Annotated in this window: 23 protein-coding genes; 10 read left to right on the top strand and 13 right to left on the bottom strand. The window is 64.6% G+C overall.

All coding sequences use genetic code 11. From position 1 onward, the window contains the following. Positions 1-7: 7 nt before the first annotated feature. Entirely contained in the window at positions 8-1,501 is a 1,494-nt protein-coding gene (tgtA, locus tag HZR14_RS10475; RefSeq protein ID WP_181692816.1) for a tRNA guanosine(15) transglycosylase TgtA, read from the bottom strand. 254 nt (positions 1,502-1,755) lie between these two features. Here tgtA and HZR14_RS10470 point away from each other — a divergent pair, with 254 nt between their 5' ends. Beyond that, positions 1,756-2,067 carry a hypothetical protein gene (locus HZR14_RS10470; protein WP_181692815.1) on the top strand — a complete coding sequence of 104 codons (312 nt, stop codon included), beginning with the start codon at positions 1,756-1,758 and terminating at the stop codon, positions 2,065-2,067. A gap of 179 nt (positions 2,068-2,246) precedes the next feature. Further along, entirely contained in the window at positions 2,247-2,531 is a 285-nt protein-coding gene (locus tag HZR14_RS10465; protein ID WP_181692814.1) for a ubiquitin-like small modifier protein 1, read from the top strand. A 113-nt stretch (positions 2,532-2,644) separates the two neighbouring features. Here the strand turns inward: HZR14_RS10465 and HZR14_RS10460 are convergent, their stop codons facing one another. Next, entirely contained in the window at positions 2,645-4,588 is a 1,944-nt protein-coding gene (locus HZR14_RS10460) for an aldehyde ferredoxin oxidoreductase family protein (RefSeq protein WP_181692813.1), read from the bottom strand. 542 nt (positions 4,589-5,130) lie between these two features. On the opposite strand from HZR14_RS10460, the gene HZR14_RS10455 reads away from it, so the two are divergent. From HZR14_RS10455 to HZR14_RS10435, 5 genes are all read left to right on the top strand, one after another. Continuing rightward, positions 5,131-6,735, top strand: coding sequence for an aldehyde dehydrogenase family protein (locus tag HZR14_RS10455; RefSeq protein ID WP_181692812.1), 1,605 nt, complete (start codon positions 5,131-5,133; stop codon positions 6,733-6,735). Positions 6,736-6,833: 98 nt separating this feature from the next. Continuing rightward, a complete protein-coding gene (locus HZR14_RS10450) occupies positions 6,834-7,442 on the top strand; it encodes a helix-turn-helix domain-containing protein (protein ID WP_181692811.1) in 609 nt (202 codons plus the stop codon). 83 nt (positions 7,443-7,525) lie between these two features. Next, the gene (locus HZR14_RS10445) at positions 7,526-7,810 is read left to right on the top strand and encodes a DUF4242 domain-containing protein (RefSeq protein ID WP_220132532.1); all 285 of its coding nucleotides are present in this window, start codon (positions 7,526-7,528) and stop codon (positions 7,808-7,810) included. Between the two features lie 31 nt (positions 7,811-7,841). After that, positions 7,842-8,258: a VanZ family protein gene (locus HZR14_RS14620; RefSeq protein ID WP_181692809.1), complete on the top strand. Its 417-nt coding sequence runs from the start codon at positions 7,842-7,844 to the stop codon at positions 8,256-8,258. A gap of 63 nt (positions 8,259-8,321) precedes the next feature. Next, positions 8,322-9,398 (top strand): archaeosine biosynthesis radical SAM protein RaSEA, encoded by a 1,077-nt coding sequence (locus HZR14_RS10435; RefSeq protein ID WP_181692808.1) that lies wholly within the window; start codon positions 8,322-8,324, stop codon positions 9,396-9,398. A 283-nt stretch (positions 9,399-9,681) separates the two neighbouring features. On the opposite strand, the gene purQ is transcribed toward HZR14_RS10435, so the two are convergent. The 3 genes from purQ to HZR14_RS10420 all read right to left on the bottom strand — a co-directional run bounded on the left by purQ (position 9,682) and on the right by HZR14_RS10420 (position 12,308). Then, positions 9,682-10,356, bottom strand: a complete 675-nt coding sequence (gene purQ, locus HZR14_RS10430) for a phosphoribosylformylglycinamidine synthase I (protein WP_181692807.1) — start codon at positions 10,354-10,356, stop codon at positions 9,682-9,684. Between the two features lie 112 nt (positions 10,357-10,468). Beyond that, positions 10,469-10,720, bottom strand: a complete 252-nt coding sequence (gene purS, locus HZR14_RS10425) for a phosphoribosylformylglycinamidine synthase subunit PurS (RefSeq protein WP_181692806.1) — start codon at positions 10,718-10,720, stop codon at positions 10,469-10,471. A 286-nt stretch (positions 10,721-11,006) separates the two neighbouring features. Then, on the bottom strand, positions 11,007-12,308 hold the full coding sequence (locus HZR14_RS10420; protein ID WP_181692805.1) for an aryl-sulfate sulfotransferase: 1,302 nt from the start codon (positions 12,306-12,308) through the stop codon (positions 11,007-11,009). A gap of 594 nt (positions 12,309-12,902) precedes the next feature. Between HZR14_RS10420 and HZR14_RS10415 the strand changes: the two genes are divergently transcribed. Then, positions 12,903-14,036 carry a thiolase family protein gene (locus tag HZR14_RS10415; RefSeq protein ID WP_181692849.1) on the top strand — a complete coding sequence of 378 codons (1,134 nt, stop codon included), beginning with the start codon at positions 12,903-12,905 and terminating at the stop codon, positions 14,034-14,036. After that, on the top strand, positions 14,033-14,359 hold the full coding sequence (locus tag HZR14_RS10410; protein ID WP_181692804.1) for a Zn-ribbon domain-containing OB-fold protein: 327 nt from the start codon (positions 14,033-14,035) through the stop codon (positions 14,357-14,359). The genes HZR14_RS10415 and HZR14_RS10410 overlap by 4 nt, the downstream gene beginning before the upstream one ends. 81 nt (positions 14,360-14,440) lie before the next feature. Here the strand turns inward: HZR14_RS10410 and HZR14_RS10405 are convergent, their stop codons facing one another. The 8 genes from HZR14_RS10405 to nirK all read right to left on the bottom strand — a co-directional run bounded on the left by HZR14_RS10405 (position 14,441) and on the right by nirK (position 21,803). Next, entirely contained in the window at positions 14,441-15,655 is a 1,215-nt protein-coding gene (locus HZR14_RS10405; protein WP_181692803.1) for an MFS transporter, read from the bottom strand. A gap of 943 nt (positions 15,656-16,598) precedes the next feature. Further along, the gene (locus tag HZR14_RS10400; protein ID WP_181692802.1) at positions 16,599-17,258 is read right to left on the bottom strand and encodes a cytochrome c biogenesis CcdA family protein; all 660 of its coding nucleotides are present in this window, start codon (positions 17,256-17,258) and stop codon (positions 16,599-16,601) included. Between the two features lie 4 nt (positions 17,259-17,262). Beyond that, on the bottom strand, positions 17,263-17,790 hold the full coding sequence (locus tag HZR14_RS10395; RefSeq protein WP_181692801.1) for a TlpA family protein disulfide reductase: 528 nt from the start codon (positions 17,788-17,790) through the stop codon (positions 17,263-17,265). A gap of 3 nt (positions 17,791-17,793) precedes the next feature. Further along, complete coding sequence (locus tag HZR14_RS10390) at positions 17,794-18,477, bottom strand: SCO family protein (RefSeq protein ID WP_181692800.1); 684 nt, start codon at positions 18,475-18,477, stop codon at positions 17,794-17,796. A gap of 125 nt (positions 18,478-18,602) precedes the next feature. Beyond that, positions 18,603-19,295: an SCO family protein gene (locus HZR14_RS10385; protein ID WP_181692799.1), complete on the bottom strand. Its 693-nt coding sequence runs from the start codon at positions 19,293-19,295 to the stop codon at positions 18,603-18,605. Further along, the gene (locus HZR14_RS10380) at positions 19,292-19,969 is read right to left on the bottom strand and encodes a plastocyanin/azurin family copper-binding protein (protein WP_181692798.1); all 678 of its coding nucleotides are present in this window, start codon (positions 19,967-19,969) and stop codon (positions 19,292-19,294) included. The genes HZR14_RS10385 and HZR14_RS10380 overlap by 4 nt, the downstream gene beginning before the upstream one ends. 36 nt (positions 19,970-20,005) lie before the next feature. Then, positions 20,006-20,632: a plastocyanin/azurin family copper-binding protein gene (locus HZR14_RS10375; RefSeq protein ID WP_181692797.1), complete on the bottom strand. Its 627-nt coding sequence runs from the start codon at positions 20,630-20,632 to the stop codon at positions 20,006-20,008. 34 nt (positions 20,633-20,666) lie between these two features. Next, the gene (nirK, locus tag HZR14_RS10370) at positions 20,667-21,803 is read right to left on the bottom strand and encodes a copper-containing nitrite reductase (protein ID WP_181692796.1); all 1,137 of its coding nucleotides are present in this window, start codon (positions 21,801-21,803) and stop codon (positions 20,667-20,669) included. A gap of 175 nt (positions 21,804-21,978) precedes the next feature. Between nirK and HZR14_RS10365 the strand changes: the two genes are divergently transcribed. Then, positions 21,979-22,662, top strand: a complete 684-nt coding sequence (locus HZR14_RS10365) for a helix-turn-helix domain-containing protein (protein ID WP_370464974.1) — start codon at positions 21,979-21,981, stop codon at positions 22,660-22,662. Positions 22,663-22,916: the final 254 nt, after the last annotated feature.

Raw genomic sequence — 22,916 nt, 5'->3', positions numbered from 1 at the left:
GCGGGCCTCAGCGCCCGTCCGGGTGCTCGCTTTCGGGGCCGAGTGTGAGCGTCTCGACGCCGTCGGGGAGCCGATCGAGCGCGGACTCGGGCCACCTCCAGTGGGCGACGGCGAACGCCGTGTCGGGGTTCGCCTCGACGAGCCGGGCGACGCCATCGGCTGCCGTCTCGTACCCCGCCCGCCCGAGCCGTTCGGGCCGCTCGACCGTCAGCGGGTAGCTCTCCGAGAGCGCGGGCGGGACGGGGCCGAACGGCGCACGGAGCCGCCAGGTCTCCTCGAAGCGGCTGTTGTCGCCGCCCGCCGAGAGCAACACCCGATCGCCCTCAACGGGGAGTCGTGCGAGGCGGTCGTGGTAGCGGCGGACCTCCGGCCGTCGTGCGGAGTCGGCCGAGAGGTGAAAGAAGGTTCCCTTCGAGACGGGATCGCCGCGTTCGAGCGCCGCCGCATCGTCGAGTAGCTCGCGGTAGCCGTCGACCATCGCCGGATGGCTCCGGGCACGGCGTTCGAGCAACTCGAAGAGGTTTCCGGCTCGGATCGCCTGTTTGACCGTCCGGAGCTCCCGATAGCTGACGTGGAGGTTGTGGCGCGCGAGCAGCTCCTCGCGTCTGTCCGCGGGTGTCGACCGAAGCGTTTCGGGCGTGTGTTCGGCACAGACCGGACACGAGCAGGGAAAGTAGTCGAGGTCATCGAGGTGGTCGGTGCCCGAGACGGTCAGATACCGGCCGTCGCGGGCGTACAGCGCGTAGGCCGCGGAGTCGAACAGGTCACAGCCGGCCGCGGCGGCCAGCGCGAACATCATGGGGTGGCCCGCCCCGAACAGATGGACGGGCGCGTCGGCCCCGAGACCGCCTTTCGCCGCCCGGACGACCTCGATCATCTCGGCGTACCGGTAGCCGTTCATCAGCGGCACGACGGCACCGACGGGAAAGACGTCGAGTCCGGTCCCGTAGGCGTGGGCGGCGGCCGACTCCCGGAGATCGGGGTACGTCGACCCCTGGATCGGTGCGTTGAGGAGCATCTCGCCGACGTCGACGGACTCGGCGGCTTCGAGTCGCGTCTGCGTCGTTTCGAGGTCGGACTCGGCACGTTCTCGGCCGGCGTCCGGCGGCGTCGGGACGTCGATCGGCGTTCCGATGTCCGCGCCGATGTCCCGCTGGAACTCGATGATCTCGGCGTTCGACACCGAGATCTCGCCGTACTCCGAGAGCTGAAACGACCCCGAGTCGGTCATGATCGCACCGGAGAACTCGTACAGATCCGCAAGCCCGACGTCCAGGGCACGCTCGCGGAACTCCTCGCTCCCATAGAGGATGTAGCCGTTCGTGATGAGTATCTCCGCGCCGAAGTCGGATTCGAGTGTCGCCGGTTCGACGGTCCGGAGATGTGGGTTGATAACCGGCAACAGCGCCGGTGTCTCGACGGTCACGTCCGCACGGGGGACGGTCAACTCGCCGATCCGTCCGGCTCCGTCGGCATCCCGTATCTCGAAGCACTCACGCATTGGCAGACGGACGGTGCCGGGAGCCATAAGACGATTGATACGGACCGTTGTCGTCCGGGCGCGGTCACCGCCGGAACGGTGCGGGCGGTGACCGGCACATCAGGAGACCGATCCGCATGATACTGCCGGCGACGCGTCCGTGCCACGTATCCGCCCACGGGGGCGGACCGCTTCGAACCGTGCGGCGTGTGCGCCCCTCTCGATCGAACATGTTCGGGATTGCCCTTATATGTCACTCGCTACTTGTACCGATAATGATCGACACCGAGGAGTTTATCGGACGCCTGTCGGCCGACCGCGGTTCGGAGTACGAATTCAGCCAGAACCCAACGGAAGCGGAGATCCGCGAGGTCGTCCGGGAGCTGAAATCCGAAGGACTCTGTGGCCGCCGGGTCGCAGAACAGCGGCTCGGGCCCTACTTTCTCGGAAACGACCACTACGGCCAGCGCGAACTCGATCTCCTCGAGGAGATCGTCGAAGAGGAGTACGCGGATATGGACGTCTGCATCCAGACGCGAAGTTCCGAGTGTAGCCGGCTTCGCGGCGGCTGTAAGGGCTCGAAGTGAGACGGATCGGTGTGACGACATCCCGACGAGCGTCGAATCGGTGTGACGACATCCCGACGAGCATCGAATCGGCTCGGGACGTACCGGCACCCGACGACGACCGTCCGTACGAGCCGACTGTCCGTTGACGAGTACCGGTACGTCCAAACCCCTAAGACGACCGCTCGCCCACATCGGGTATGGAATGGCGACTCTTCGCTAACCTCGCCGAGGCCACCGGCTCGAAGCGGGTCGACGTCGAAGCGGGAGCGGGCGATACGCTCGGCGACGCCTTCGAACAGTTGCTTTGCGAACATCCGGACCTCGAAGCGATCGTCCTCGACGACGAGGGCGACCTCGAGGACCACATTCGGCTTCTCCACGACGAACGCGACCCGTTCACGGCCGGCGAGGGATTCGATACCGTCCTCGGAACCGGCGACGAGCTCGCGTTGTTCCCGCCGGTGAGTGGCGGCCGCCGGTAGCGTCCCCGCCCGTCCCGGTGATCACCCCAGTACCCCCCGATGGGTCCGTGCGCCGAACGGGACGACGGCTCTCCCGTCAAAAAGAGAAGAGAGAATAACGCGGCGGTGTCCGATCAGTCGTCGGCGGGGGCGGCCGAATCGCCGGCCGAGACGCCCGTCCCCGGCCCGACGTCGATATCGAGTTCGTCCAGTTTCTCGTCGGTGACGACGCCGTCGACCCAGCCACGGACCTCGTAGTACTCGTCTTTCATCTCCTCGAGTTCGACGAGGCTCCCCTCGACGCCACCCTGACCGGGGATCGCGCCGTCGGCACCCTCGACGAACCGGTTGGGTAGGTCGTCGTCGTCGCCGTCGAAGCCACAGAGGTTGTTGTAGTACCGTTCCAGCGCGTAGATACGCTCTCCCGCGGTTATCAGGTCCTCCTCGGTGACGTCGCGGCCCGTCATGCCGTTGTACTGGAGGACGTACTCCTCGATTCCCTCCGCGAAGGCGTTGAACTTACAGATATCGAAGCTGTCCGAAATGGCGTGGAGGTTCTGGAAGGTCGCCGTCAGTTCGCCTTTGCCCTCCCACTGAGCGGGATCGACCTTCTCCGGGATGCCGAGAATCTCGGCGGCCGGCGTGTAGCCACGCAGGTGACACGCCCCGCGGTTCGAGGTCGCAAAGGCGATACCCATCCCCTTCATACAGCGGGGGTCGTAGGCGGCGATCGTCTGACCCTTCACCGAGAGCGTGTTGTCGTGGGCGTTCCGTCGGTCCGCGATGCGGCGAGCACCCTCCGCCAGCAGGTCCGCGAGTTCCGTCTCGCGGGTGGCGATCTTCGGGATCATCTCGATCATCTCCTCGGAGTCACCCCAGTCGATGCCGTCGCCGAGGTCGTCGAGTTTGCCTTCCTCGGTCATCTCCATGGCCATCGCCATCATGTTCCCGACCTCGATGGCGTCGACGCCGTGGTCGTTACACCGCTTGATCATGACCGCGACCTCGTCGCGGTCGGTGTGCCCGGAATTGGGGCCGAGCGCCCACGCGTTCTCGTACTCGTAGGACTCGGTTCGGACGTTCATTTCCTCGCCTTTGTGCATCACGTCGACCTCGACTTCCTTCTTGCAGGCGACCGGACAGGAGTGACAGGTCGGCTCGTTGACGAGGATGTTCTCGCGGACGTTCTCGCCGGACGTCATCTCGGCGTCGAAGCTCTCTCTGTCCCTGAATCCGTCGTTGCGGGCGTCGCCGGTCGAAGTGTACTTGCCGTTGTTGGTCGGCAGCCCCGACATCTCTTCGGTCGCATTCATCAGAACGTTCGTGCCGTACAACGAGAGCCCCCCCTCGTTGGGGGCGGTCACGTCGGACTCCTGGATGACCTCCATAGCCTGTTTGTGGCCCTTCTTGAACGTCTCGGGGTCGGCCGGCTTCTGCATCTCCGTCGTGGATCTGACGACGACGGCCTTGAGGTTCTTCGAGCCCATTACACAGCCGGTGCCACCCCGGCCGGAGGCACGGTCGTCCTCGTTCATGATGCAGGCGTACTTCACCTCGTTTTCGCCCCCCTCGCCGATGCCCATCACCGAGAGGTTCTTCCCGTAGGCGCCGTCGACTTCCTCTTCGAGGGCGTCACGGGTCGCATGGAAGCCCTCGCCCCACAGATGCGAGGCGTCCCGGAGTTCGACCTCGCCGTCCTCGACGAGGGCGTACACCGGTTCGTCGGCCTTCCCCTCGAACAGCAGGCCGTCGAAGCCGGCCCACTTGAGTCGAGCACCGGACCAGCCGCCGTGGTGGGAGTCGGTGACCGTGCCGGTGAGCGGTGATTTGGTACAGACGGCGATCCGACCGCTCATCGTCACCTGCGTCCCCGTTAGCGGGCCGTTCATGAAGGCCAGCAGGTTCTCCGGTTCGAGGGGGTCGACGTCGGGGCCCTGATCGAAGACGTACTTGACGCCGAGGCCGCGTGCGCCGATGTACTTCTCGGCGTCCTCCTGATCGATGCTTTCGTAATCGACGCGCTCCTCGGAGAGGTCGACGCGAGCGACGTGGTCGTGGAATCCGCCCAAATCTGTCATGGTTTCTTCTGTAGTTATTTATGATCCGCTATATGTTAGTAGTTACTCCCGTGGGGAAACCACTATCAGTTACGTCCGCGCGGTAGTAGATTGTAATCGTATGCCGAGATCTACAGTTCTGACTCATTTCTCTCGTCGTCTGAGTACAACTATTCCGACGAGAGTCGAGAAAAAATGTACATTTTCGATCCAGGGGTACAGCGGCCGGGGCGCGGGGGCGTCCGGAACGAGGGAGGGGCTCGGCCGAACCGCCGGGATCTACCATCCAGTACCATCCCAAATATATATTAGATTCGATATATCCTACTGAACGACGTAATGTGCTGTAGCGTCCGTTTGAGAGGGTTTAACGGCTGGATTTTGCCCACTCGGGTTGAGATATATCAATAAATACCAGTCAGTAATACTGTTATCCGTCCGATCGAAGGCCCACGGTATCTCAACGCATACTCTATCGGGCACGGAGGGCCGTGTAACCGAACCTGTCTGCCCCGCTCGTGGAAAGACATTTGTGTGTACGAACGTCACGATCAATCGACCAGATGGACACACCCACCCGAACGTCGGACGAGACGACAGCGGAAGTTCGGGACCGACACCGCCGACACGCACGCGAGTTGATCCGCGACGAGGAGCTCCGGCTGTACATCGACGGTCAGTGGGTCGACAGCGACTCGGGCAAGCGAATCGAGGTCGTCGATCCAACGACAGGTGGGCGTCTGGCGTCGGCATCGGCGGCCAACGCCGCGGATATCGAGCGGGCGGTCACCGCCGCGTGGCGTGGATTCGAGACGTGGGGTGACGTCGGACCGGGCGAGCGACAGCGGACCCTCCAACGGATCGCGGACAGGGTCGAATCGAACCTCGAGCGGTTCGCGCGTCTCGACGTGCTGGACAACGGCAAGCCGATCACCGAGGCCAGAGAGGACGTCGAACTCGTCGTGGATCACTTCCGGTACTTTTCGGGGGTGCTCCGCACGCTCGAGGGGCGGACGGTTCCGACCGGTGACGATCAACACGTCGAGACGATCCGGGAGCCCTACGGAGTCGTCGGCGGGATCATCCCCTGGAACTTCCCCCTCCTCATGGCGGCCTGGAAGCTCGCCCCGGCACTCGCGGCGGGCAACGCGGTCGTCCTCAAGCCCGCAGAGGAGACGCCGCTTTCGATCGTGGAGTTCATCCATACCGTCGGCGATCTACTGCCCGACGGGAGCCTAAATATGGTCACCGGCTACGGGCCGGAGGCCGGGCAGGCCCTCGTTCAACACGATCGCGTCCGGAAGATTGCGTTCACCGGTGCCGTCGAGACCGCCAAGGGCGTGATGAAGGACGCGGCCGACACGATCACCGACGTCACGCTGGAACTCGGGGGCAAAAATCCGATCGTGGTGTTTCCCGATGCGGACATCGAGACCGCAGTCGAGGTCGCGACGGACGCGATGTTTTATAATTGCGGGGAGTGTTGCTGTGCCGGGACCCGCCTCTTCGTCCACGAGGACGTCTACGACCGGTTCGTCTCCGCGTTCGTGGCATCGGCGGAATCACTCACTATAGGCGATCCCCTCCTCGAATCGACGGACCTCGGCCCCGAGGTGACCAATACGCAGCGAGCCCGGACCGAACACTACATCACGTTGGCCGAGGAGGCCGGTGCGGAGATTCTCACCGGCGGTACGGGAACCGAGCGCAGCCCGAACGGAGGCCGGCGAAACGACAGCCGACCGGACGACGGAAAACGGGACAGCCGACCGGACGACGGAGAGGGATACTTCGTCGAACCGACCGTCATCAGCGACATCCCTCACGAGACGCGGGTCGTCCAAGAGGAGGTTTTCGGCCCGGTCGAGGTGCTCTTCGAGTGGTCCGACTACGAGGAGATGGTCCGACAGGCCAACGACGTCGACTTCGGGCTCGCGGCCGGCGTCGTGACCAACGACCTCAACGCCGCACACCGCGCGGCACGGGACATCGAAGCCGGTAACATCTGGGTGAACCATCACAACGCGTTCCCGGCCGGACAGCCCTTCGGTGGATACAAACAGTCCGGAATCGGGCGTGAAACCGCCCGAGAGACGCTCGAAGCCTACACGCAGACCAAGACGATTAACTTCAATCTGGAGACGAGTGGGGAGAGTTGGTCCCAATAACGACGGAGCGCTCGGGGCGTTCGGGTTCAGGGGGAGTCGGGCGGCCGGCGTGGCGAAGACTTATATAAAGACCGTATAATTATAAAATAAGACGCGAGATGAACCGTATAGACGACGATTTCGACGTGGACCTCTCCCCCAGGGACGTCGTTCTGTTGAAAGTCCGCATCGACAATCCGACCGCGCCCGTTCGCGAGATCCGGGACATCCTCGAAGAAGAGTACGGCATCGACCTGTCACACAACCGCGTGAACGAGTTGCTGCACGAGATGGCCGACCAGGGTGCGTTCCGCGAGGTCATCCTCCCGAACGAGCAGATATTCAACACCCACCTCTTTCGGGTCGCGTTTCATTACCCCAACTTCGAACAACAGTGGGAGGAGTGCTACTGGGAGCTGATGGAGGACGCCCACGTCATCATGTTCTGTAATGCTGACGGCTACTACCACTGGCAGCTCCTCATGCAGTTCATCAGCGACCAGGAAGCCGAACGCTGGATCCACCACTTCTTCAAGAAACACGGCGGGCTCATCGCACAGTTCGACAACACGAAGCTCCCGACGGTCCACAAATTCCACAGCCAGGCGTCTATCTTCGATGAACTCCTCTGGCAGTCCGAGGAGGGTCGTGAGTACCTCCAGAACGCCAAGGAGGATCCTCACGAGAACGGCGTCATCACCGCTGACGGCGGTGACGGCGTCCAATAGCCGTCGGATTTACGTCTTATTTATAAGCACGACAAAAAATTTACAACCCCGTGGGGTGAGAAGCATGATGAACCATGACACAGATGGAGGATTTTCTGATCCTACGGGAGCTGCCGGAACCGATCACGAGCGACGAACTCGACGCCGCGGCGAAAGCGTCCGGCGAGACGCTCGAGGAACTCCGCGAGGAGGGCACCGACATCGAGTGGGTAGATTCGGAGGTCCTCACCGACGACCGAGACGGGATCGTCGGCACCTTCTGTCACTATCGAGCCGAAAGCGAGGGGGCCGTCCACGAGCACGCCGACCGTGCCGGACTCCCGGCGACGAAGGTCACCCGACGCGGCGACCCACTCTCCGGCGAGTAGGGCCGAAGACGCCGGGGACGTAGTCACAACCGTGCAACGTCTCCCGGACGTCCCGACGCCGCTCCGCCGTGCGGTGGCGGTCTGTTGTGCGGTCGCGATCCTCTCTGGCTCCCTCCTCGAACCGGGCGATGGCGTCCCGAGGAGACTCCTCGGGATCGACGTCTCCGTTTATTTTCACGCCGTTGCCTATGCGGGCCTCGCCGGGGCCATCGGCTACGCCGCCCTCTCGGCGGACCGGCGGACGCTGCTCGCCGCCGCGGCCATCGCGACCGTATACGGCGCGGGAATCGAGGTGTTGCAGGGGCTGGTTTCGTACCGGACGATGGCGGCCACGGACGCGCTGTTGAACGCCATCGCCGCGGCCGGCGGCACAGTGTGTTGGTGGCTCATCGCCCCACGGTTCGGCGTTGATCGCGGGCCTCGGCCCTTTTTTCGCCCCCCTGAGTGAGTTCGACGTGCCCGCGTCTTCGGTTCCGATACGGATTTACGCCTGTGCGGGCTACGTGTGTCAATGAGTCAATCGACGCCGGACGGCTACGAGAAGGGGCGGGGGATGGACGCCCACAACGAGGTGATGCGCGAGATCCGGGCGCGCAACGACGAAAGCTACGATCCGACCGAGCCGACCCGGGTGTGGCTGGACGAGGACAACACCCCGGATGGGGTGCGGAACTCGCTCACCATCATTCTAAATACCGGCGGCTGTCGGTGGGCGCGAGCGGGTGGATGTACGATGTGTGGCTACGTCGCCGAGAGCGTCGAGGGCGGCACCGTCGCCCACGGGAACCTGATGACGCAAGTCGAGTACTGTCTCGACCACGAAGCCGACAACGCCGAGGAGCGGGCGGATCTCGTCAAGATCTACACCTCCGGGTCGTTCCTCGACGAGCGCGAAGTCCCCGGCGAAACCCGCGAGGCGATCGCCGAGACGTTCGCCGACCGCGAGCGGATGGTCGTCGAATCACTGCCGGACTTCGTCGAACGCGGAAAGCTGGCTGATTTCACCGACCGCGACCTCGCGGTCGACGTCGCCGTCGGCCTCGAAACCGCGACCGATCGGGTTCGCCACGACGCCGTCAACAAGTACTTCGACTTCGCGGACTTCGAGGCGGCCTGTGGGGAGGCCCGCGCCGCCGGCGCGGGCGTGAAGGCGTATCTTTTGATGAAGCCGCCGTTTCTCGCCGAGCCCGATGCGGTCGCGGACATGAAGCGGTCGGTCCGTCGGTGTGCCGGCGTCGATGGCTGTCACACCGTCTCGATGAACCCCTGTAACGTCCAGCGGCATACGATGGTCGAGGAACTGTACCACGACGGCGGCTACCGGCCGCCGTGGCTGTGGTCGGTCGTCGATGTGCTCTCCGCGACCGCCGACACGGACGTCATCGTCGTCTCCGACCCGGTTGGCCACGGATCGGATCGCGGTCCGCACAACTGCGGTGAGTGTGATTCCCTCGTCCAGCGGGCGATCAAGGACTTCGACCTCCGTCAGGATCCCTCGGTGTTCGAGGAGGTCTCCTGTCCGTGTACGGAGACCTGGGAGTACGTCATGCGCGAGGAGACGGCGTACAACCAGCCGCTCACTCGTTGACGCCCCCCTCCACCCGGAACGGTAGTTGTCGAACCAACGCTATAGTAGAGATCGGAAGACAGTACACACTCGATCGCACGGCGGCAGTGCGATCGATGTGTACATATGCGATGTGTACTATAGCTCTCGCTTCGACGGCGTTTTCTCACGCCCCCGACGTATCCGTTGTCGGAAGGAGGTCGGCACTCGCTACGCTTCGGAAAGAAATCCCGTCAGAACCGCTTCGAGGGAAATCCGGTTCGGCAACCGCTCGAACGGCGGGGTCATCCCCTCGCACTTTCGATCACTCGAACGCCCGGAGGATCCCCTGTCCGTCGGTCGGCCCGATGTCGGGGAGGCTGGCGCGTTCGGGGTGGGGCATCAACACCGCGACGTGGTCGTCCCCGCCGAGGATGCCGGCGACGTTGTGCTTCGAACCGTTTGGGTTGGCCGCGTCGGTGACCTCGCCGTCGGCGTCGCAGTACCGAAAGAGCACGCGATCGTCGTCCTCCAGCGCGGCCAGTCGGTCGTTGTCGATCTCGAAACGACCCTCGCCGTGGGCGATCGGGATCTCGATCACCGCACCCGCTTCGTAGGCGTCAGTCCAGGGCGTGTCGGCGTTTTCGACCCGCAGATAAACGGGCTCACACTGGAACCGGGCGCTGCGGTTCGTGGTGAACGCGCCGGGGGTGAGGTCGCTCTCGGATCCGATCTGTGCGCCGTTGCAGACACCGAGGACGGGGGTTCCCGATTCGGCGGCCGCCCGGACCGAGTCGAGGATCGGCGTGCGCGCGGCCATCGCGCCCGCCCGGAGATAGTCGCCGTAGGAGAATCCGCCGGGAATGACGATCCCGTCGGTGTCCTCGGGGAGGCCGTCGGCGTGCCAGACGATCTCGGCGTCGATGCCCAGGTGATCGAGCGCGCGGCGGGCGTCGCGGTCGCAGTTCGAGCCGCCGAAGCGGATGACCGCGACGGTCACAGCAGTCCCTCCGTGGACGCGCCGAGCGTCGCGGTCATATTGAAAGCGACGGTCACAGCAGTCCCTCCGTGGACGCGCCGAGCGTCGCGGTCATATTGAAAGCGACGGTCATCTATGCCTCGGCGACCTCGACGTCGTAGTCGTGGATGGTTGGGTTCGCCAACAGCCGCTCGGCCATCTCCGTGGCCCGTGATTCGGCGTCTTCGGCGTCCTCGGCGTCCATATCGACCTCGAATCGGTCGGCCGACCGGAGGTCATCGAGGTCGAAGCCGAGTCGTTCGAGCGCCTGTTGGGTAGTCTCGGCTTCGGGATCGAGGACGCCCCCCTTCAGCCGGACGGTGACGGTCGCGGTGTAGGCGGTCATATCTAACGGGGCGTGTTCGTGGGTGAAAACGATTATGGGTTGTATACGGTATCCACGTTCGTGGGTACTGTATCGGGTCGGGAGCGATTCGGGCGTCCCGTTGTTGTCGGCTCACGGTGCGTCCGCGCACCGACGTCAAACCGCTTTCGGAAGCCGTCGGTCCGTCAACGCATTCCAGTCATATACGAGAACAGACATATATGCGATGGGGGTGGTATTCGAAAACGGCACGGAACTGAGATGAAATGAGCGCCCGCGCGAACGTCCGTCCCGGATCGGTCCTCGATCAAGCCCGGTACCGCTCGACGACGCCGGCAGCGGCGAGCAGGAGGGAGACGAGGACGCCACCCAGGTGTGTCTCGCCGAACCAATAGGGGACGGCGGGGTAGACCGAGTGGACCAGGACTGTGCCGACCGAGAGGAGAGGGACGTCCCCGCCGCGGTCGATGGTACCGTCGGCCGCATACCGCTGGCCCCCGACCCGTTCGCCGTCCGGCAGCCGTTCGGCCTCGTAAGGGATGCCCGGCGTCCGGTGGCTCCAGACGACGGTCCGGTTCGGCGCGACCTCGAGGAGACGGGAGTTGCGGGTATCCGTGACGAGGGTGTTCCCGTTCGCCAGACGGTCGGCATCCCGGGGCCACTGGAGGTCGAGCCGTTCGGCGCTCTCGAGCACCCAGGCCGGTTCCCACTCGCCGGTCGTCTCGTTGCGGTGGAGTTCGACGATGCGGTCGTTTCCGCTATCGGCGACGAGGACCGCCCCCTCGTCGAGCCACTGCGGGTTGTGCTGGTGGTCCAGTATCGCGGGGTCACCACAGCTGACGTCGCCGTCCCCGTCCGAGTCGATCAGCTGTCTATCGATCACGAGACAGCTCCCGTCGCCCCCGTCGTCGTCCTCGTTGATGACCTCGGTGACGCCGCGACCCCGTTCGACGACGAGCAGTTGGTTCGCGTTGCGAACCGAGACTAGATACCGGTCGTCGTCGACGACGTCGACGTCGTTGATGTGCAGCCAGTCCCGCCGTGTCGGATCCTCGGGGGGATCATAGAACGAACTGGCGTTCCACGTCCAGGTTTCCTCCCCATCCTCGACGACGACGAGCCGTTCTCGGTCCATATCGGCGATCAGGAACTCGCCGGGGGAGAGCTCCTCGACGTCGTGGACCTCGCTGTTCGTCTTCGATCGAACCGGAAACGCGTACTCATCGATGACGGCAGACCCGCCGTCAGCGGTCGGATCGATGACCCGAAAGCCGGTTTTGGTACACGGCGCGGAATAGGGACCACAGCCGTCCTCGTAGCCGGTGTCCATGAACGCCGCGAGAACGGTCCCGTCGTCGCGTGCGCTCACGTCGAAGTAGCTATCGGCGCTCGCTTCGTTCCAGACCCGGTCGCTCCCCTCGATCAAAAACACGTTGCCATCGGCGTGGTAGCCGCTGTCGCCGCCCTGGGATCCGACGAGCGTCTGCTCGGCCGACGACGGATCGACGCCGCCAATCGCCGGGGCGGTCGCCGCGCCCACCACCAGTGTCCCCACGAATAGGATGATCCCCGCCGCGAAGAGCCCGATACCGCGTGTCCTGCGATCCATGGTGGCGGTATGCGGATCGTGCAAAAAAGTGTTCTCACCTCTCCGGCGTAGGCCCTGATACCGGATCGAAGACGGACGGCCCCGACAGAGGCGATGGACGGCCCCGACAGAGGCGACGGACGGCCCCGACAGAGGCGATGGACGGCCCCGACAGAGGCGATGGACGGCCTTCGACGGAGAAGTCGTCGTACGCCGGGGGGACTTGCTACAGCCGGCCGGAGGCCTCGTTCGAGACCACTGTCCGTCTCGACGTGTCGATACGTTTGAATGTTTTTTTTTCCGGGATGAAATAGTAGTCTCTAGTTATGTGTATATGAATGATAAAAAGCGCCAGTCGATAGGACCGTCGTCCCGGATGGACGCGTTCAAATAATAGCATTAATTTCGTTATGTAATTCGCTTTCGACCGCGCTCCGCGGGAGGGTCCCCCGGAAGTGCGCTGAAGTGGCGGGATCGCGGCCACACGGTACGAACAGTACCTATAAGCGGGAGCGTTCGATAGTCCCGGGTAGCATGAGCGAACACGATCACGCGAGGGACGAACCGGGCGGGTCACGGGCCGGCGGCCGGCGACCGGTGATCCGGGGCGTCGGCATGACGGCGTTCACCGGCGCTGACGGCCGGCCCTTGGGGGAACTCCTGCGGATCGCGGCCGGGCGGGCGCTGCGCGACGCCGATGTCAGTCCGGAAACCGTCGACTCGGTCCACGTCGGAAACATGGCCGCGGAGGCGTTCAACGAACGGTCGGGGCTCGCGAACGCCCTCGTCGGCGAGTTGGGGATGGTCGGCGCACGCGCCCACCGGATCGAAAACACCAGTGCCAGCGGTGCCAGCGCGTTTCAAGACGCGGTTATGGCCGTCCGAGACGGGCCACACGACGCCGCGTTGGCCGTCGGCGGCGAACAGATGTCGACGGTCGATACCTCGACGTCAACGGAGATCATCAGCCGAATTACCCACGAGGGGGAGTACGCACAGGGGATCACGCTCCCGTCGTTTGCCGGCCTCGCGGCCGATCGATATCTCGGGGTGTATGGCGCAACCAGAGCGGACCTGGCCCGCGTCGCGGTCAAGAACCACTCGAACGCCCTCTCGAACGAGTACGCCCAGTTCAACAAGCGAATCACCGTCAGCGACGTCGTCGAGTCCCCGCCCGTTGCGACGCCGCTGCGGTTGTACGACTGTTGTCCCACGGGCGACGGGGCGGCGGCCGTCGTGATCACCTCCAAGGACGCCTCTGCGAGCGATATCGACGACGTGGTCGAGGTCGCCGCCTGCGAGAGCGCAACCGGGACGCACGCGGTCGCGGACCGAGCGGATCCGCTGGCGATCGAGAGCGTTCGCGTCGCCGGTACCCGCGCATACGAGACGGCCGGGGTCGGCCCGGGGGCGCTCGACGTTGCGTGTCTCCACGACGCGTTTACCGTCCTCGAGTGGCTGGAGATGGAGGAGCTCGGGCTCGCACCGGACGGTGAGGCGTGGAAGCGGACGAGAGACGGTGAAACGGCGATCGACGGCGGGATGCCGATCAACCCCGGCGGTGGGCTGAAAGCCCGCGGACACCCACTCGGTGCGACCGGCCTCTCACAGATCGTCGAACTCGTCTGGCAGCTCCGGGGTGACGTCCCCGACGAACGGGCGGTACCCGGTCCGGAGCGGGGGCTCGCGGTCAACGTAGCCGGGTTCGGAAACAACAGCGTCTGTACGCTCTTGGAGGTGCCCGCATGACGGACGTGTTGGAGTGTGCCGACTGCGGCCGACGGAGCTTCTATTCGAAGCGCCGCTGTCTCGACTGCGGGAGCGACGACCTCGTCGACGCTCCCGCCGGGGACGGCGAACTCCTCGCGACGACGACGGTCCACATCACGCCCGAGGGCGTCAGAGAGCCGAACGCGTTGGGACTCGCGGCGTTCCCCGGCGGAGCGAACGTCGTCGCGCAGTTGGCGGACGCCGCCGCGGTCGGCGATACCGTCCGTCTGACCGGCGAGCGAGACCTGCGCACGACCGACGACGGCGCTCTCCGTGGATGCCGACTCGTCCCCGTCGAGTGAGGCTGTCGGCCGTTCACCGTATGGGGGGGGTCGCGGCGGGTATCGATCCGGTCGGAACGTCGTCGACGGGGGCTCTCGCCGTTACTCGCCCGCGAACCACAGCAACACCGCGAGTCCGGCGGCCCCACCCATCGAGGCGGTCAACAGCCAGAACGCGGGACGGAACCCGGCCATATCCGAGAGGATACCGACGGCCGCGGGTGCGAGGGCTCCGGCACCCATGAGCAACGTCCTGACGACCCCGAGGCTCCCACCGGCTATCGAGACGGGGACCACGGACAACAGGTACGCGCCGCGGATCGGCCGATGGCCGTGTGCTCCGATGCCGATACAGACCACGGCGATCCCGAGCAGCCAGGTGTTTCCCGTGGGGGAGAACGAAACGAGCGCAGCCAGCGAGACGGCGGCGACGGTGAGCGTCCCGACGAGGATCGAGGCGATCCCGATCCGGTCGCTGGCCTCGCCGGTCACGATCTGAACGGGGCCGGCGGCGAAGAGCAACGCGTATAGAAGGCTGGCCGTCGCGGTCGGTACGCCCGCCTCGTCGATCAGATACACCGGTAAGAAAGCCACGACCCCGTTGTAGGCGAACGAAAACAACAGGGTCATGAGGACGAACGTCGAGAACTGCCACTCGCGGAACAACGCGACGTATCGTCCGATACCGCCGTGCTCGTCCGGATCCGTCGCTCGCTTACGGGCGTCCGAGGGCACCCGGGACGGGACCCGAATGACGAAGGCACCCGCAAGGGCGAACCCGACGAGCGCGGCCGCGAGAAAGAGCAGACGCCATTCGGTGACGGGTCCCCCCGAGACGCCGAGGACGAACACGACCGCGGCGGGAGCCGCGATCCCGCCGAACACGCCGACCGTGTCCTGTATGCCGAGCGTTCGGCCGGTGTGATCGGGGTACGCACGCGACAACAGTCGAACCGCGACCGTCTTGTGCATTCCCGTTCCGACCCCCATCAACAACATCGCCACGACGACGACGACGAACGGCGAATCGACGACGAGTACGAGTGCGGCCACGGCTGTGAGCGAGGCGCCCGCCGTGATCACGACGACGGACCCGAGTCGGTCAGCGAAAAGCCCCGACGGGAACTGCATCGCGGCGTATGCGAGCATGAACCCGGTGAACGCGGTCCCGAGGACCGTGTTCGAGACGCCATACGTCCCCTGTAACACCTCGAAAAGCGGCGGAAAGGCGTATCGGAGGAACTTCGCGAGAAACCAGATGAGCGCCGTGAGAAACAACACCTCATAGGACGTTGCGACGTGTCTGAGGCTGCGCATGAACGGTGGATTTTACCTCGGATCTCGCCAACATAAATATACTGTCTCCGGTGTGTGCCGTCGGCTGTCGGGGCGATAGATTGTGGGGCCGCCCTTCGGGCCGTATATCGGCCCGAATGGGGTCCCGATACCGACCGATGAAGGGACAGCCCTATCTAGCAGCAGTAACTACCTGTGGATCGTTGAAACACTCAACATATTAGACATTCAAACTAAATATAATCTGAAATATATTTCCGTGAGGAAGTATCTCATTCCTCCGTGGATTTCCCGACAAGTGGGGCCGGCAGTATCCGTAGGGATCGGCGTCCCGTCGTTCCCGTAGGCGTCCGGCCAACGTCGACGTTCACCGCGATACATCGACAGTCCGCACCGGCCGAAAACGTCCCGGAACGTTCCGATACCGATTGAATCGGTATTATAGTAGGGATCGGAAGACAATACACACTCGACCGTACGGCGGCAGTGCGATCGATGTGTACGTAGTTGCGATGTCTACTATAGCCGGGAGCGGGATGGCGGGGCGTCGGTAACCGCGTCGTATACAGATATGGCCACCGCCCCATTTTATAAGTACCCTGGGGACGTGCTATACCGTGTCGGGGGGCACAACGGATCGAAAGGTGCCACGGGGCGTGTTTGCTCGCGTCTCGGGCCGCGCTTCCCTCGAACCGCGCGCCGCTACCCTGCGGCCGGGAGACCGTCCCCCGGCGGCGGAGCCGCCCCGCGGCCGCGGAGCGAATATCGGGGGGATCCGGCCAACATGTAATATATGTAGTATATATAATTGAGTGTAGTGAATCGGGTGAATACGGCGAGAAATCGCTCGGAGACGACGACGGTCCGTCTCGGAGGACACGGAGGACATCGGTAGGAGGGACGTCCGCTGTCTCCATCCCGAGAGCCGGGGGGCTTGACACCGTTCGGCGTCGGGCGAGGTGACTCACAGGGCGAACGTGAGTACCAACTGTCCGATCCCGGCCACGATAAGGACGATACCGGCGATCCGTGTCAGGGAATCTATATGTTCGCTCATCCGCCCGACGAGTGCATCGTGACCGATGGCGGTTGCGACAGTCGTGACGAGCATCAAAGCGCCGAATCCGCCCGCGTACGAACCCAACACGACGGCTGTGCCGGACGGAGAGAACGTGATAGACTGGAGCGTCACCGCCAGAAACAGCGGCAGGACACAGGCCATCGCGGCGAGGGCGTACAGCGCCCCGAACAGCCCGAACCCGAGAACGCTCGCCCGGCGCTGCGGGAGCGGGACGTGGAGCGACCCGGTGTAGCCGACGAGCACCGCAACGCCGAGAGCGACAAGCGACACGCCGACGAGGGCTTCCACTGCCGGCAGGACGCGCTCGACGAGATCGCTGGCGATAACGGCGAGCACCGAAAGCGCGAGGAAGGTCGCGAAGACGCCGAGGGCGGCGGCACCGCCACGGGCGAGTACGCCGGACATCGGGGGCGTCTCGTCTTCGATGCTCGCGGCGTAGTAGCCGACGTACCCCGGCAACAGCGCGTACGAGCAGGGCGAAAAGAACGTCGCGATGCCGGCCCCCAGCGCGAACACCGTGGTTCCATACAGTTCGACCGCCATCGAATCAGCCTCCGGCGGCCCGTATTTCCGCGGCGATCTCGTCGGCGTCCGTTCGGCCGCGGTGTCGCCAGACGACCCGGTTTCGGGCGTCGAGGACGAACGAGTACGGCACGCCGGACGCGTCGAGAGCCTGCGTCACTTCGAGGTCCCGATCGGCCGCGACCGTCCAGGTTCCGCCGTTTTCGTGCCACCACGCGGCGACGTCTTCCCGGGTGACCGTGTTGCCGAGGGGTTCGTTCGTCACCGAGAGGAACTGAACGTCCCCGTCGGTCGAGTCGTGGGCGGCGGCGAGTTCCGGCATCATCGATTCGCAGACGTTACACCACGTCGCGAACAGTTCGAGGAAGGTCACGCGCCCCGGTTCGGGTACCGTCACCGTGTCGGCCTCACTTTCGGGGGCCGAGATGACGTCGAGGTCGACGGCCCCGATCGTCGATTCGTCGGTCGAACCGACGACGTCGAAGGCGACCGCCGCGCCACCGCCGAGCGCGGCGAGGCTGCCGGCACCGACCAGGAGGTCACGGCGGCGCATCGGTCACCACTCCTCGACGAGCGTCCGGGCGTCGTCGATCACGGTTTCGGCCTCCGGTCCGTTGCCCCGGTAGGCCCGTTCGACGATCCCGTCCTTGTTGATGAGCAAGACCAACCCGTAGTGGTCGTAGCTGCCGGCACCGCCCTGAAACGCGACGCCGAAGGTCTCTTGGACGACGTCCTTGGCCCGTTCGGGGGTCTCGGGACGGAGGAAATACCAGTTCCCCGGCTCGCGGTCGACGCTCATCCGGTCGGAGTACTCACGGAGGACCTCCTCCGTGTCCGCCTCCGGATCGAACGTTATCGGCATGAACGCGAACTCGTCGGCGTACCCTTCTTTGACCGAGTCGTCCTGGACGCGCCTGAGGGCGGTCACGAGGAACGGACAGACGTCCGTACACGTCGTATAAATGAACGTCAGCATAGTGTGGCGATCGCCGACGAACTCCGTCGTCGTCACCTCGCGGTCGTGAAGCGGAGCCGGCACCGTTACCTCCGGGACGTTCTCGCCGTATGTCGGGTACGGCAGGTCGACGTCCTTTCGGCGCTCGTAGTCCTCCGGCGTCGAGAGGACGTTTCCCTCGGGGCTGCCCTCGCCGAGACAACCGGCTACCGAGACACCGATCGCCGTCGCGCCGGTCGCCCGGAGAACGGTCCGCCTGTCGTACGTTCGTGGTGTCCGTGTCATAGCTAAAGGTTCGTGCTCGATTTACTCATGAACGAGGACTCTTCCCAGTGAGTGAGACAGACATTGGATCCAGCCGGATGCCCCGGAGGTGTCCGCTGGGCCGAAACGACGGATCGACACATCGGTTACCACCCCTCGACGAGCGTCCGGGCGTCATCGACACCGGCGCCCGTCTTCGGCGGGCCGCCGTTGTAGGCTCGTTCGACGACCCCGTCCTTGTTGACGAGCAGGATGACGGCCGCGTGTTCGTAATGTCCGCCGCCGCCTTCGTACGCGACGCCGAAGGTCTCATCGACGATCTCGCGGGCCCGTTCGGGGGTCTCGGGGCGGAGGAAATACCAGTTCTCCACCTCGCGGTCGACGCCCATCCGGTCGCAGTACTCGTCGATGATCGCCTCCGTGTCCGTCTCGGGGTCGAACGTCGTCGGCATGAACGCGAACTCGTCGGCGTATCCCTCGGCGATCGAGTCGGCCTGTACCCGGCGGAGCGACTCGACCAGCGTCCCACAGACCGTCGTACACGACGTGTAAACGAACGTCAACATGGCGTGGCGGTCGCCGACGAACTCCGTCGTCGTCACCTCGCGATCGTGAAGCGGGGCGGGCACCGTCGCCTCCGGGAGCATCTCGCCGTAGTCCGGGAACGGGAGGTCGATGTCCTTTCGTCGTTCGTAGTTCTCCGGCGGGTCGAGTACTGTCCGCTCGCCGGCGGCACCGCTCGATCCACCGAGACAGCCAGCCATCGACGCGCCGAGAGCTGCCGTTCCCGCCGCTTTCAGCACGGTTCGTCTATCGTAGATGTGTTGGGATGCGGTCATGTGTTTCTCTCGGTCGTCGTGTGTTCTCCCGTCCGATGCGCCTCGCGCCGCTCGGTGTCTGTCCCCTCCGGACCGGTGTCGGCCTCGAGGACAGGTCGCGTCTTCTCGTTGAACATCTCGAGTGCGCGAACGACCCGGACGGGAAGCTCCTCCGGCGGGGGGTCCATCGCCGGTTCGCCGTCCGGATCTGGCCATCCGACCACGACGCGGCCGACGTTGCCCGCGACCTCGTGGGAGACACAGACCTCCTGTTTGTCGACGTAGTCGTACACGCCCTCGACGTCGAACGTCCGGGCGTAGCTCGCGCCGGGGCCATCGAGGAGATCACTTCGCCACGGTCCGACGCCGTCGGGCGTCCGGTCCGGGGGCTGGTGCATGAACGATCGGATGTCCTCGTGGTACGCGGTCACGTCGTGACGCCCGGTCTCGACGAGCCACTCGACGGTCGCTCCGGGGTCGATGTGGACGATCTGCGGATCGAACTCCGGGGCCGGCTCGGAGCGGATCATCACAGTCGTCCCGTCCGCGGGATCGCCGAGTGCTGCGGTCTGGGGCTCCTCGGCGTCGGCCCCGCCGGTGACGCTACCGAGACACCCGGCGGTGGATACAGCGGCTGTCGTACCGACAGCGGCTAGTACTGCCCGCCGACCGTATATAGGTTGTGTCGGGTGCATGAGTAGTATTTTTTCCCGGAGAATTCGTCCGCCGGGTTATCGGTCGGCCGCTTCCGGTCCCGCTTCCAAGACGGGCCGCGTCTCCTCGTCGAACATCTCGAAGGCGTTGTGGACCTGCGAGGGCGTCTCCGTCGCCTCCGCGTCCTCGAGCGGTTGCATCGCCGGTTCGGTGTCCGGGTCGGGCCATCCGACCACGACGCGGCCGACGTTGCCCGCGACCTCGTGGGAGATACAGACGGTCTGTCTGTCGACGTAGTCGTACACGCCCTCGACGTCGAAGGTCCGCTCGTAGGTCGATCCCGGTCCGGTGAGGTACTCACTCTCCCACGCGTCGACGCCGTCGGGCGTCCGGTGGGGCGGATGGTTGTCCTCGTGGTAGCCAGTCACGTCGTGGCGGCCCGTCTCGACGAGCCACTCGACGGTCGCACCGGGCACGACGTGGACGATCTGTGGGGCGAACTCCGGCCACGGCTGGGAGCTGATCGAAACGGTGATCGCCTCGGCTGGTGTACCCAGTTCCCCCGCGTTTTCCGGCGGATCCCCGCCGCTGTCGCCGTCACCGCTGCCGGAACCGCTACCGGCGCCGAGACAGCCCGAGAGCGCGGCTACGGCCGTGCCTGCGGTCGCCGCGAGCGTACCACGCCGTGTGAGATGTCGTGTCATAAGTATTCACTCCGTACGGGAGAGAGCGGGGAGTTCAGTCGTCAGATTCCGCGCCGCCGCTCGGCTGTCCCGGGTTCGGGTTGAAGATCTCCGGTTCCTCCTCGCCTTCGACTTGGACGACGCCGAGCATGCCCTTGCGGACGACCCGCGAGAGGGCGTGGTCGACGAGTTTGATCGGGCCGGGGACCGGGGTGTCGATCTCCGCGATGGCGACCGATCCGGGGGCGACCGGGGCCGTCTCGACGTAGCGGTCGGGGTCCGAGACGACGTCGCCGTCACGGTAGAACGTCTCCCAGACGTTCCCGATGCCGTGCCACGAGCTCATCAGGTTCGGTCCGCCCTGCGAGTGGAAGATACGAACCCGCTCGCCCTTCTGGACGGTGATCGGGCCGTATCCGTTGCCGGTGAAGGCGTACGCCTCGCCGTTGAGACAGACGTACGTCGGGTCCTCCTTTCGCATCGAGTCGAAGTCGAACGCGTGGTGGCCCTCCTCGCCCGACTGGCCGTTGGTGTACAGTTCGTGCTGGCCGAAGTACAGCTCGCGGTCGACTTCCGGGAGCCCGCCCTCGGGTTCGACGAGAATCGCGCCGAACATCCCGGCACTGATGTGGTGGTCCATGTTCGGGACCGCACAGTGGTATACGTGGACGCCGGGGTACATCGCTTTGAACTCGATCGTGGCTGACTCGCCGGGGCTGACGGTCGTGTCGTCTGCACCGCCGCCGGGGCCGTAGACCGCGTGGAAGTCGATGTTGTGCGGCATCGCGTTGCCCTCCTCGTTGGTGAGCGTGAGGTTGACCGTGTCCCCGCGACGGACGCGGACCATCGGACCCGGAATCCGCCCGTCGAAGGTCATGTAATCGAAGGTGACGCCGGGTTCGATCTCGGCGGTCTCCTCCGTCGTGACCATCTCGATCTCGTGGTGTCGGGGTTCGTTCCAGTCGACCGGATCCGGCAGTTCGGTCGGGTCGGCCGCGATCCGGTCGGTATCGAGTGATTTCGCGGGGTCCAGTCCCTCCTCTTGGGGCTGCGGCTCCGGATTCTCCGCCGCGGGGTCGTCCTGCTCACCGCTGCTGACGCACCCAGCGAGGGTGAGAGCGCTGGCTGCCCCTGCTGTCTTCAGAAGCGTTCGACGGTTGGCACCGGCCTTGGTCTCGTTGTTCCGGGTCATAAGTCTTCTACATTCTACTAATGCACCACTATATACAAAAGACGGGTAGCAGCGTCTCAGCGGCTGAGATGGGGACGGTTTAGCCCATAATATAGAGGCGGTTTATATACCCGGTGCGGCGTTTGACAAAACTGATCGGGCGAACATATTCGTTCGAACCGACATCCAGTAGTGTGTGGAAGGACAGGAACACTGTATGCCCCAGGCGAGACTCCGCGTCGAACTGCCGGACGGCCCATGGATCGCAGACGTTTCCAGAGACCATCCGGAGGCGCTTTTCGAGGTACTGACGGCGCTTCCGGAGGAGGGGAAGGGATTCGGTCTGTTTCGGTTCCGGTCCGATTCGGTCGAATCGGTGTTGGAGCGAATACGTACCCACGAAACGATCGAGGAGGCCTCGGTGATCCAACAGACGGACGGAGCGGCGACGGTCCAGATCGTGACGTCCAAGCCGATGCTGCTCTTGGCGGCGAAGCGCTCCGGGACGCCGATCGAGATGCCGGTCGAAATCAAGGACGGGACCGCGATCGTCGACGTCTCCGCCGGGCACGACCGTCTCTCGGAGCTGGGCGAGCAGTTCTCGGCGATGGGTATCGATTTCGAGATCGAGTACATCCAACAGCGGCTCCAGCCCGATCAGCTGTTGACCGACCGACAGCGCGAACTGCTTCGGCTCGCCGTCTCGATGGGGTATTACGACACCCCCCGTCGCTGTACGCTCACCGAACTCTCCGAGGAGATCGGGCTGGCAAAATCGACCTGCAGCGAGACGCTCCACCGCGCCGAGGAGGTCGTCACGAAGAAGTTCGTCCGGGAGTGGTTGCCGCAGGAGAACCTCCATTTCGAGCCCGTTCCCTGAGATGGAACCCGTCCGGGGTAGGTTTTGTCCCGTCCGGGGTAGGTTTTTGTCCCGTCCGGGGGTAGGTTTTGTCTCATCCTTATAGTAGACATCGCAACTAGTTACACATCGACCGTACGGCGGCAGTGCGGTCAAGTGTGTATTGTCTTCCGATCTCTACTATAGCGTACACCGGAGTATTTTGTCCCGTGCCCGTGTAGCGTACAGTTTTTTTGTCTCGTGTCCGCGCGACGTACGGCCGCACGCGTACGAAA

The organism is Natronomonas salinimetallica (assembly GCF_013839515.1).
Lineage (GTDB): Archaea > Halobacteriota > Halobacteria > Halobacteriales > Haloarculaceae > Natronomonas.
The sequence above is the reverse complement of the archived record's forward strand: the minus strand, read 5'-3'. Positions and strand labels throughout refer to the sequence as shown.

Excerpts from the sequence above, each read along its gene's own strand:
- HZR14_RS10455 (WP_181692812.1), top strand. The coding sequence starts at position 5,131 with ATGGACACACCCACCCGAACGTCGGACGAGACGACAGCGGAAGTTCGG.
- HZR14_RS10410 (WP_181692804.1), top strand. The coding sequence starts at position 14,033 with ATGACGGACGTGTTGGAGTGTGCCGACTGCGGCCGACGGAGCTTCTAT.
- HZR14_RS10380 (WP_181692798.1), bottom strand. The coding sequence starts at position 19,969 with ATGCACCCGACACAACCTATATACGGTCGGCGGGCAGTACTAGCCGCT.
- HZR14_RS10445 (WP_220132532.1), top strand. The coding sequence starts at position 7,526 with ATGGAGGATTTTCTGATCCTACGGGAGCTGCCGGAACCGATCACGAGC.
- HZR14_RS10405 (WP_181692803.1), bottom strand. The coding sequence starts at position 15,655 with ATGCGCAGCCTCAGACACGTCGCAACGTCCTATGAGGTGTTGTTTCTC.
- HZR14_RS10415 (WP_181692849.1), top strand. The coding sequence starts at position 12,903 with ATGACGGCGTTCACCGGCGCTGACGGCCGGCCCTTGGGGGAACTCCTG.
- HZR14_RS10470 (WP_181692815.1), top strand. The coding sequence starts at position 1,756 with ATGATCGACACCGAGGAGTTTATCGGACGCCTGTCGGCCGACCGCGGT.
- HZR14_RS10420 (WP_181692805.1), bottom strand. The coding sequence starts at position 12,308 with ATGGATCGCAGGACACGCGGTATCGGGCTCTTCGCGGCGGGGATCATC.
- nirK (WP_181692796.1), bottom strand. The coding sequence starts at position 21,803 with ATGACCCGGAACAACGAGACCAAGGCCGGTGCCAACCGTCGAACGCTT.
- HZR14_RS10465 (WP_181692814.1), top strand. The coding sequence starts at position 2,247 with ATGGAATGGCGACTCTTCGCTAACCTCGCCGAGGCCACCGGCTCGAAG.
- purS (WP_181692806.1), bottom strand. The coding sequence starts at position 10,720 with ATGACCGCCTACACCGCGACCGTCACCGTCCGGCTGAAGGGGGGCGTC.
- HZR14_RS10450 (WP_181692811.1), top strand. The coding sequence starts at position 6,834 with ATGAACCGTATAGACGACGATTTCGACGTGGACCTCTCCCCCAGGGAC.
- HZR14_RS10435 (WP_181692808.1), top strand. The coding sequence starts at position 8,322 with ATGAGTCAATCGACGCCGGACGGCTACGAGAAGGGGCGGGGGATGGAC.
- HZR14_RS10400 (WP_181692802.1), bottom strand. The coding sequence starts at position 17,258 with ATGGCGGTCGAACTGTATGGAACCACGGTGTTCGCGCTGGGGGCCGGC.
- HZR14_RS10385 (WP_181692799.1), bottom strand. The coding sequence starts at position 19,295 with ATGACCGCATCCCAACACATCTACGATAGACGAACCGTGCTGAAAGCG.
- HZR14_RS10390 (WP_181692800.1), bottom strand. The coding sequence starts at position 18,477 with ATGACACGGACACCACGAACGTACGACAGGCGGACCGTTCTCCGGGCG.
- HZR14_RS10460 (WP_181692813.1), bottom strand. The coding sequence starts at position 4,588 with ATGACAGATTTGGGCGGATTCCACGACCACGTCGCTCGCGTCGACCTC.
- HZR14_RS10395 (WP_181692801.1), bottom strand. The coding sequence starts at position 17,790 with ATGCGCCGCCGTGACCTCCTGGTCGGTGCCGGCAGCCTCGCCGCGCTC.
- HZR14_RS10375 (WP_181692797.1), bottom strand. The coding sequence starts at position 20,632 with ATGACACGACATCTCACACGGCGTGGTACGCTCGCGGCGACCGCAGGC.
- tgtA (WP_181692816.1), bottom strand. The coding sequence starts at position 1,501 with ATGCGTGAGTGCTTCGAGATACGGGATGCCGACGGAGCCGGACGGATC.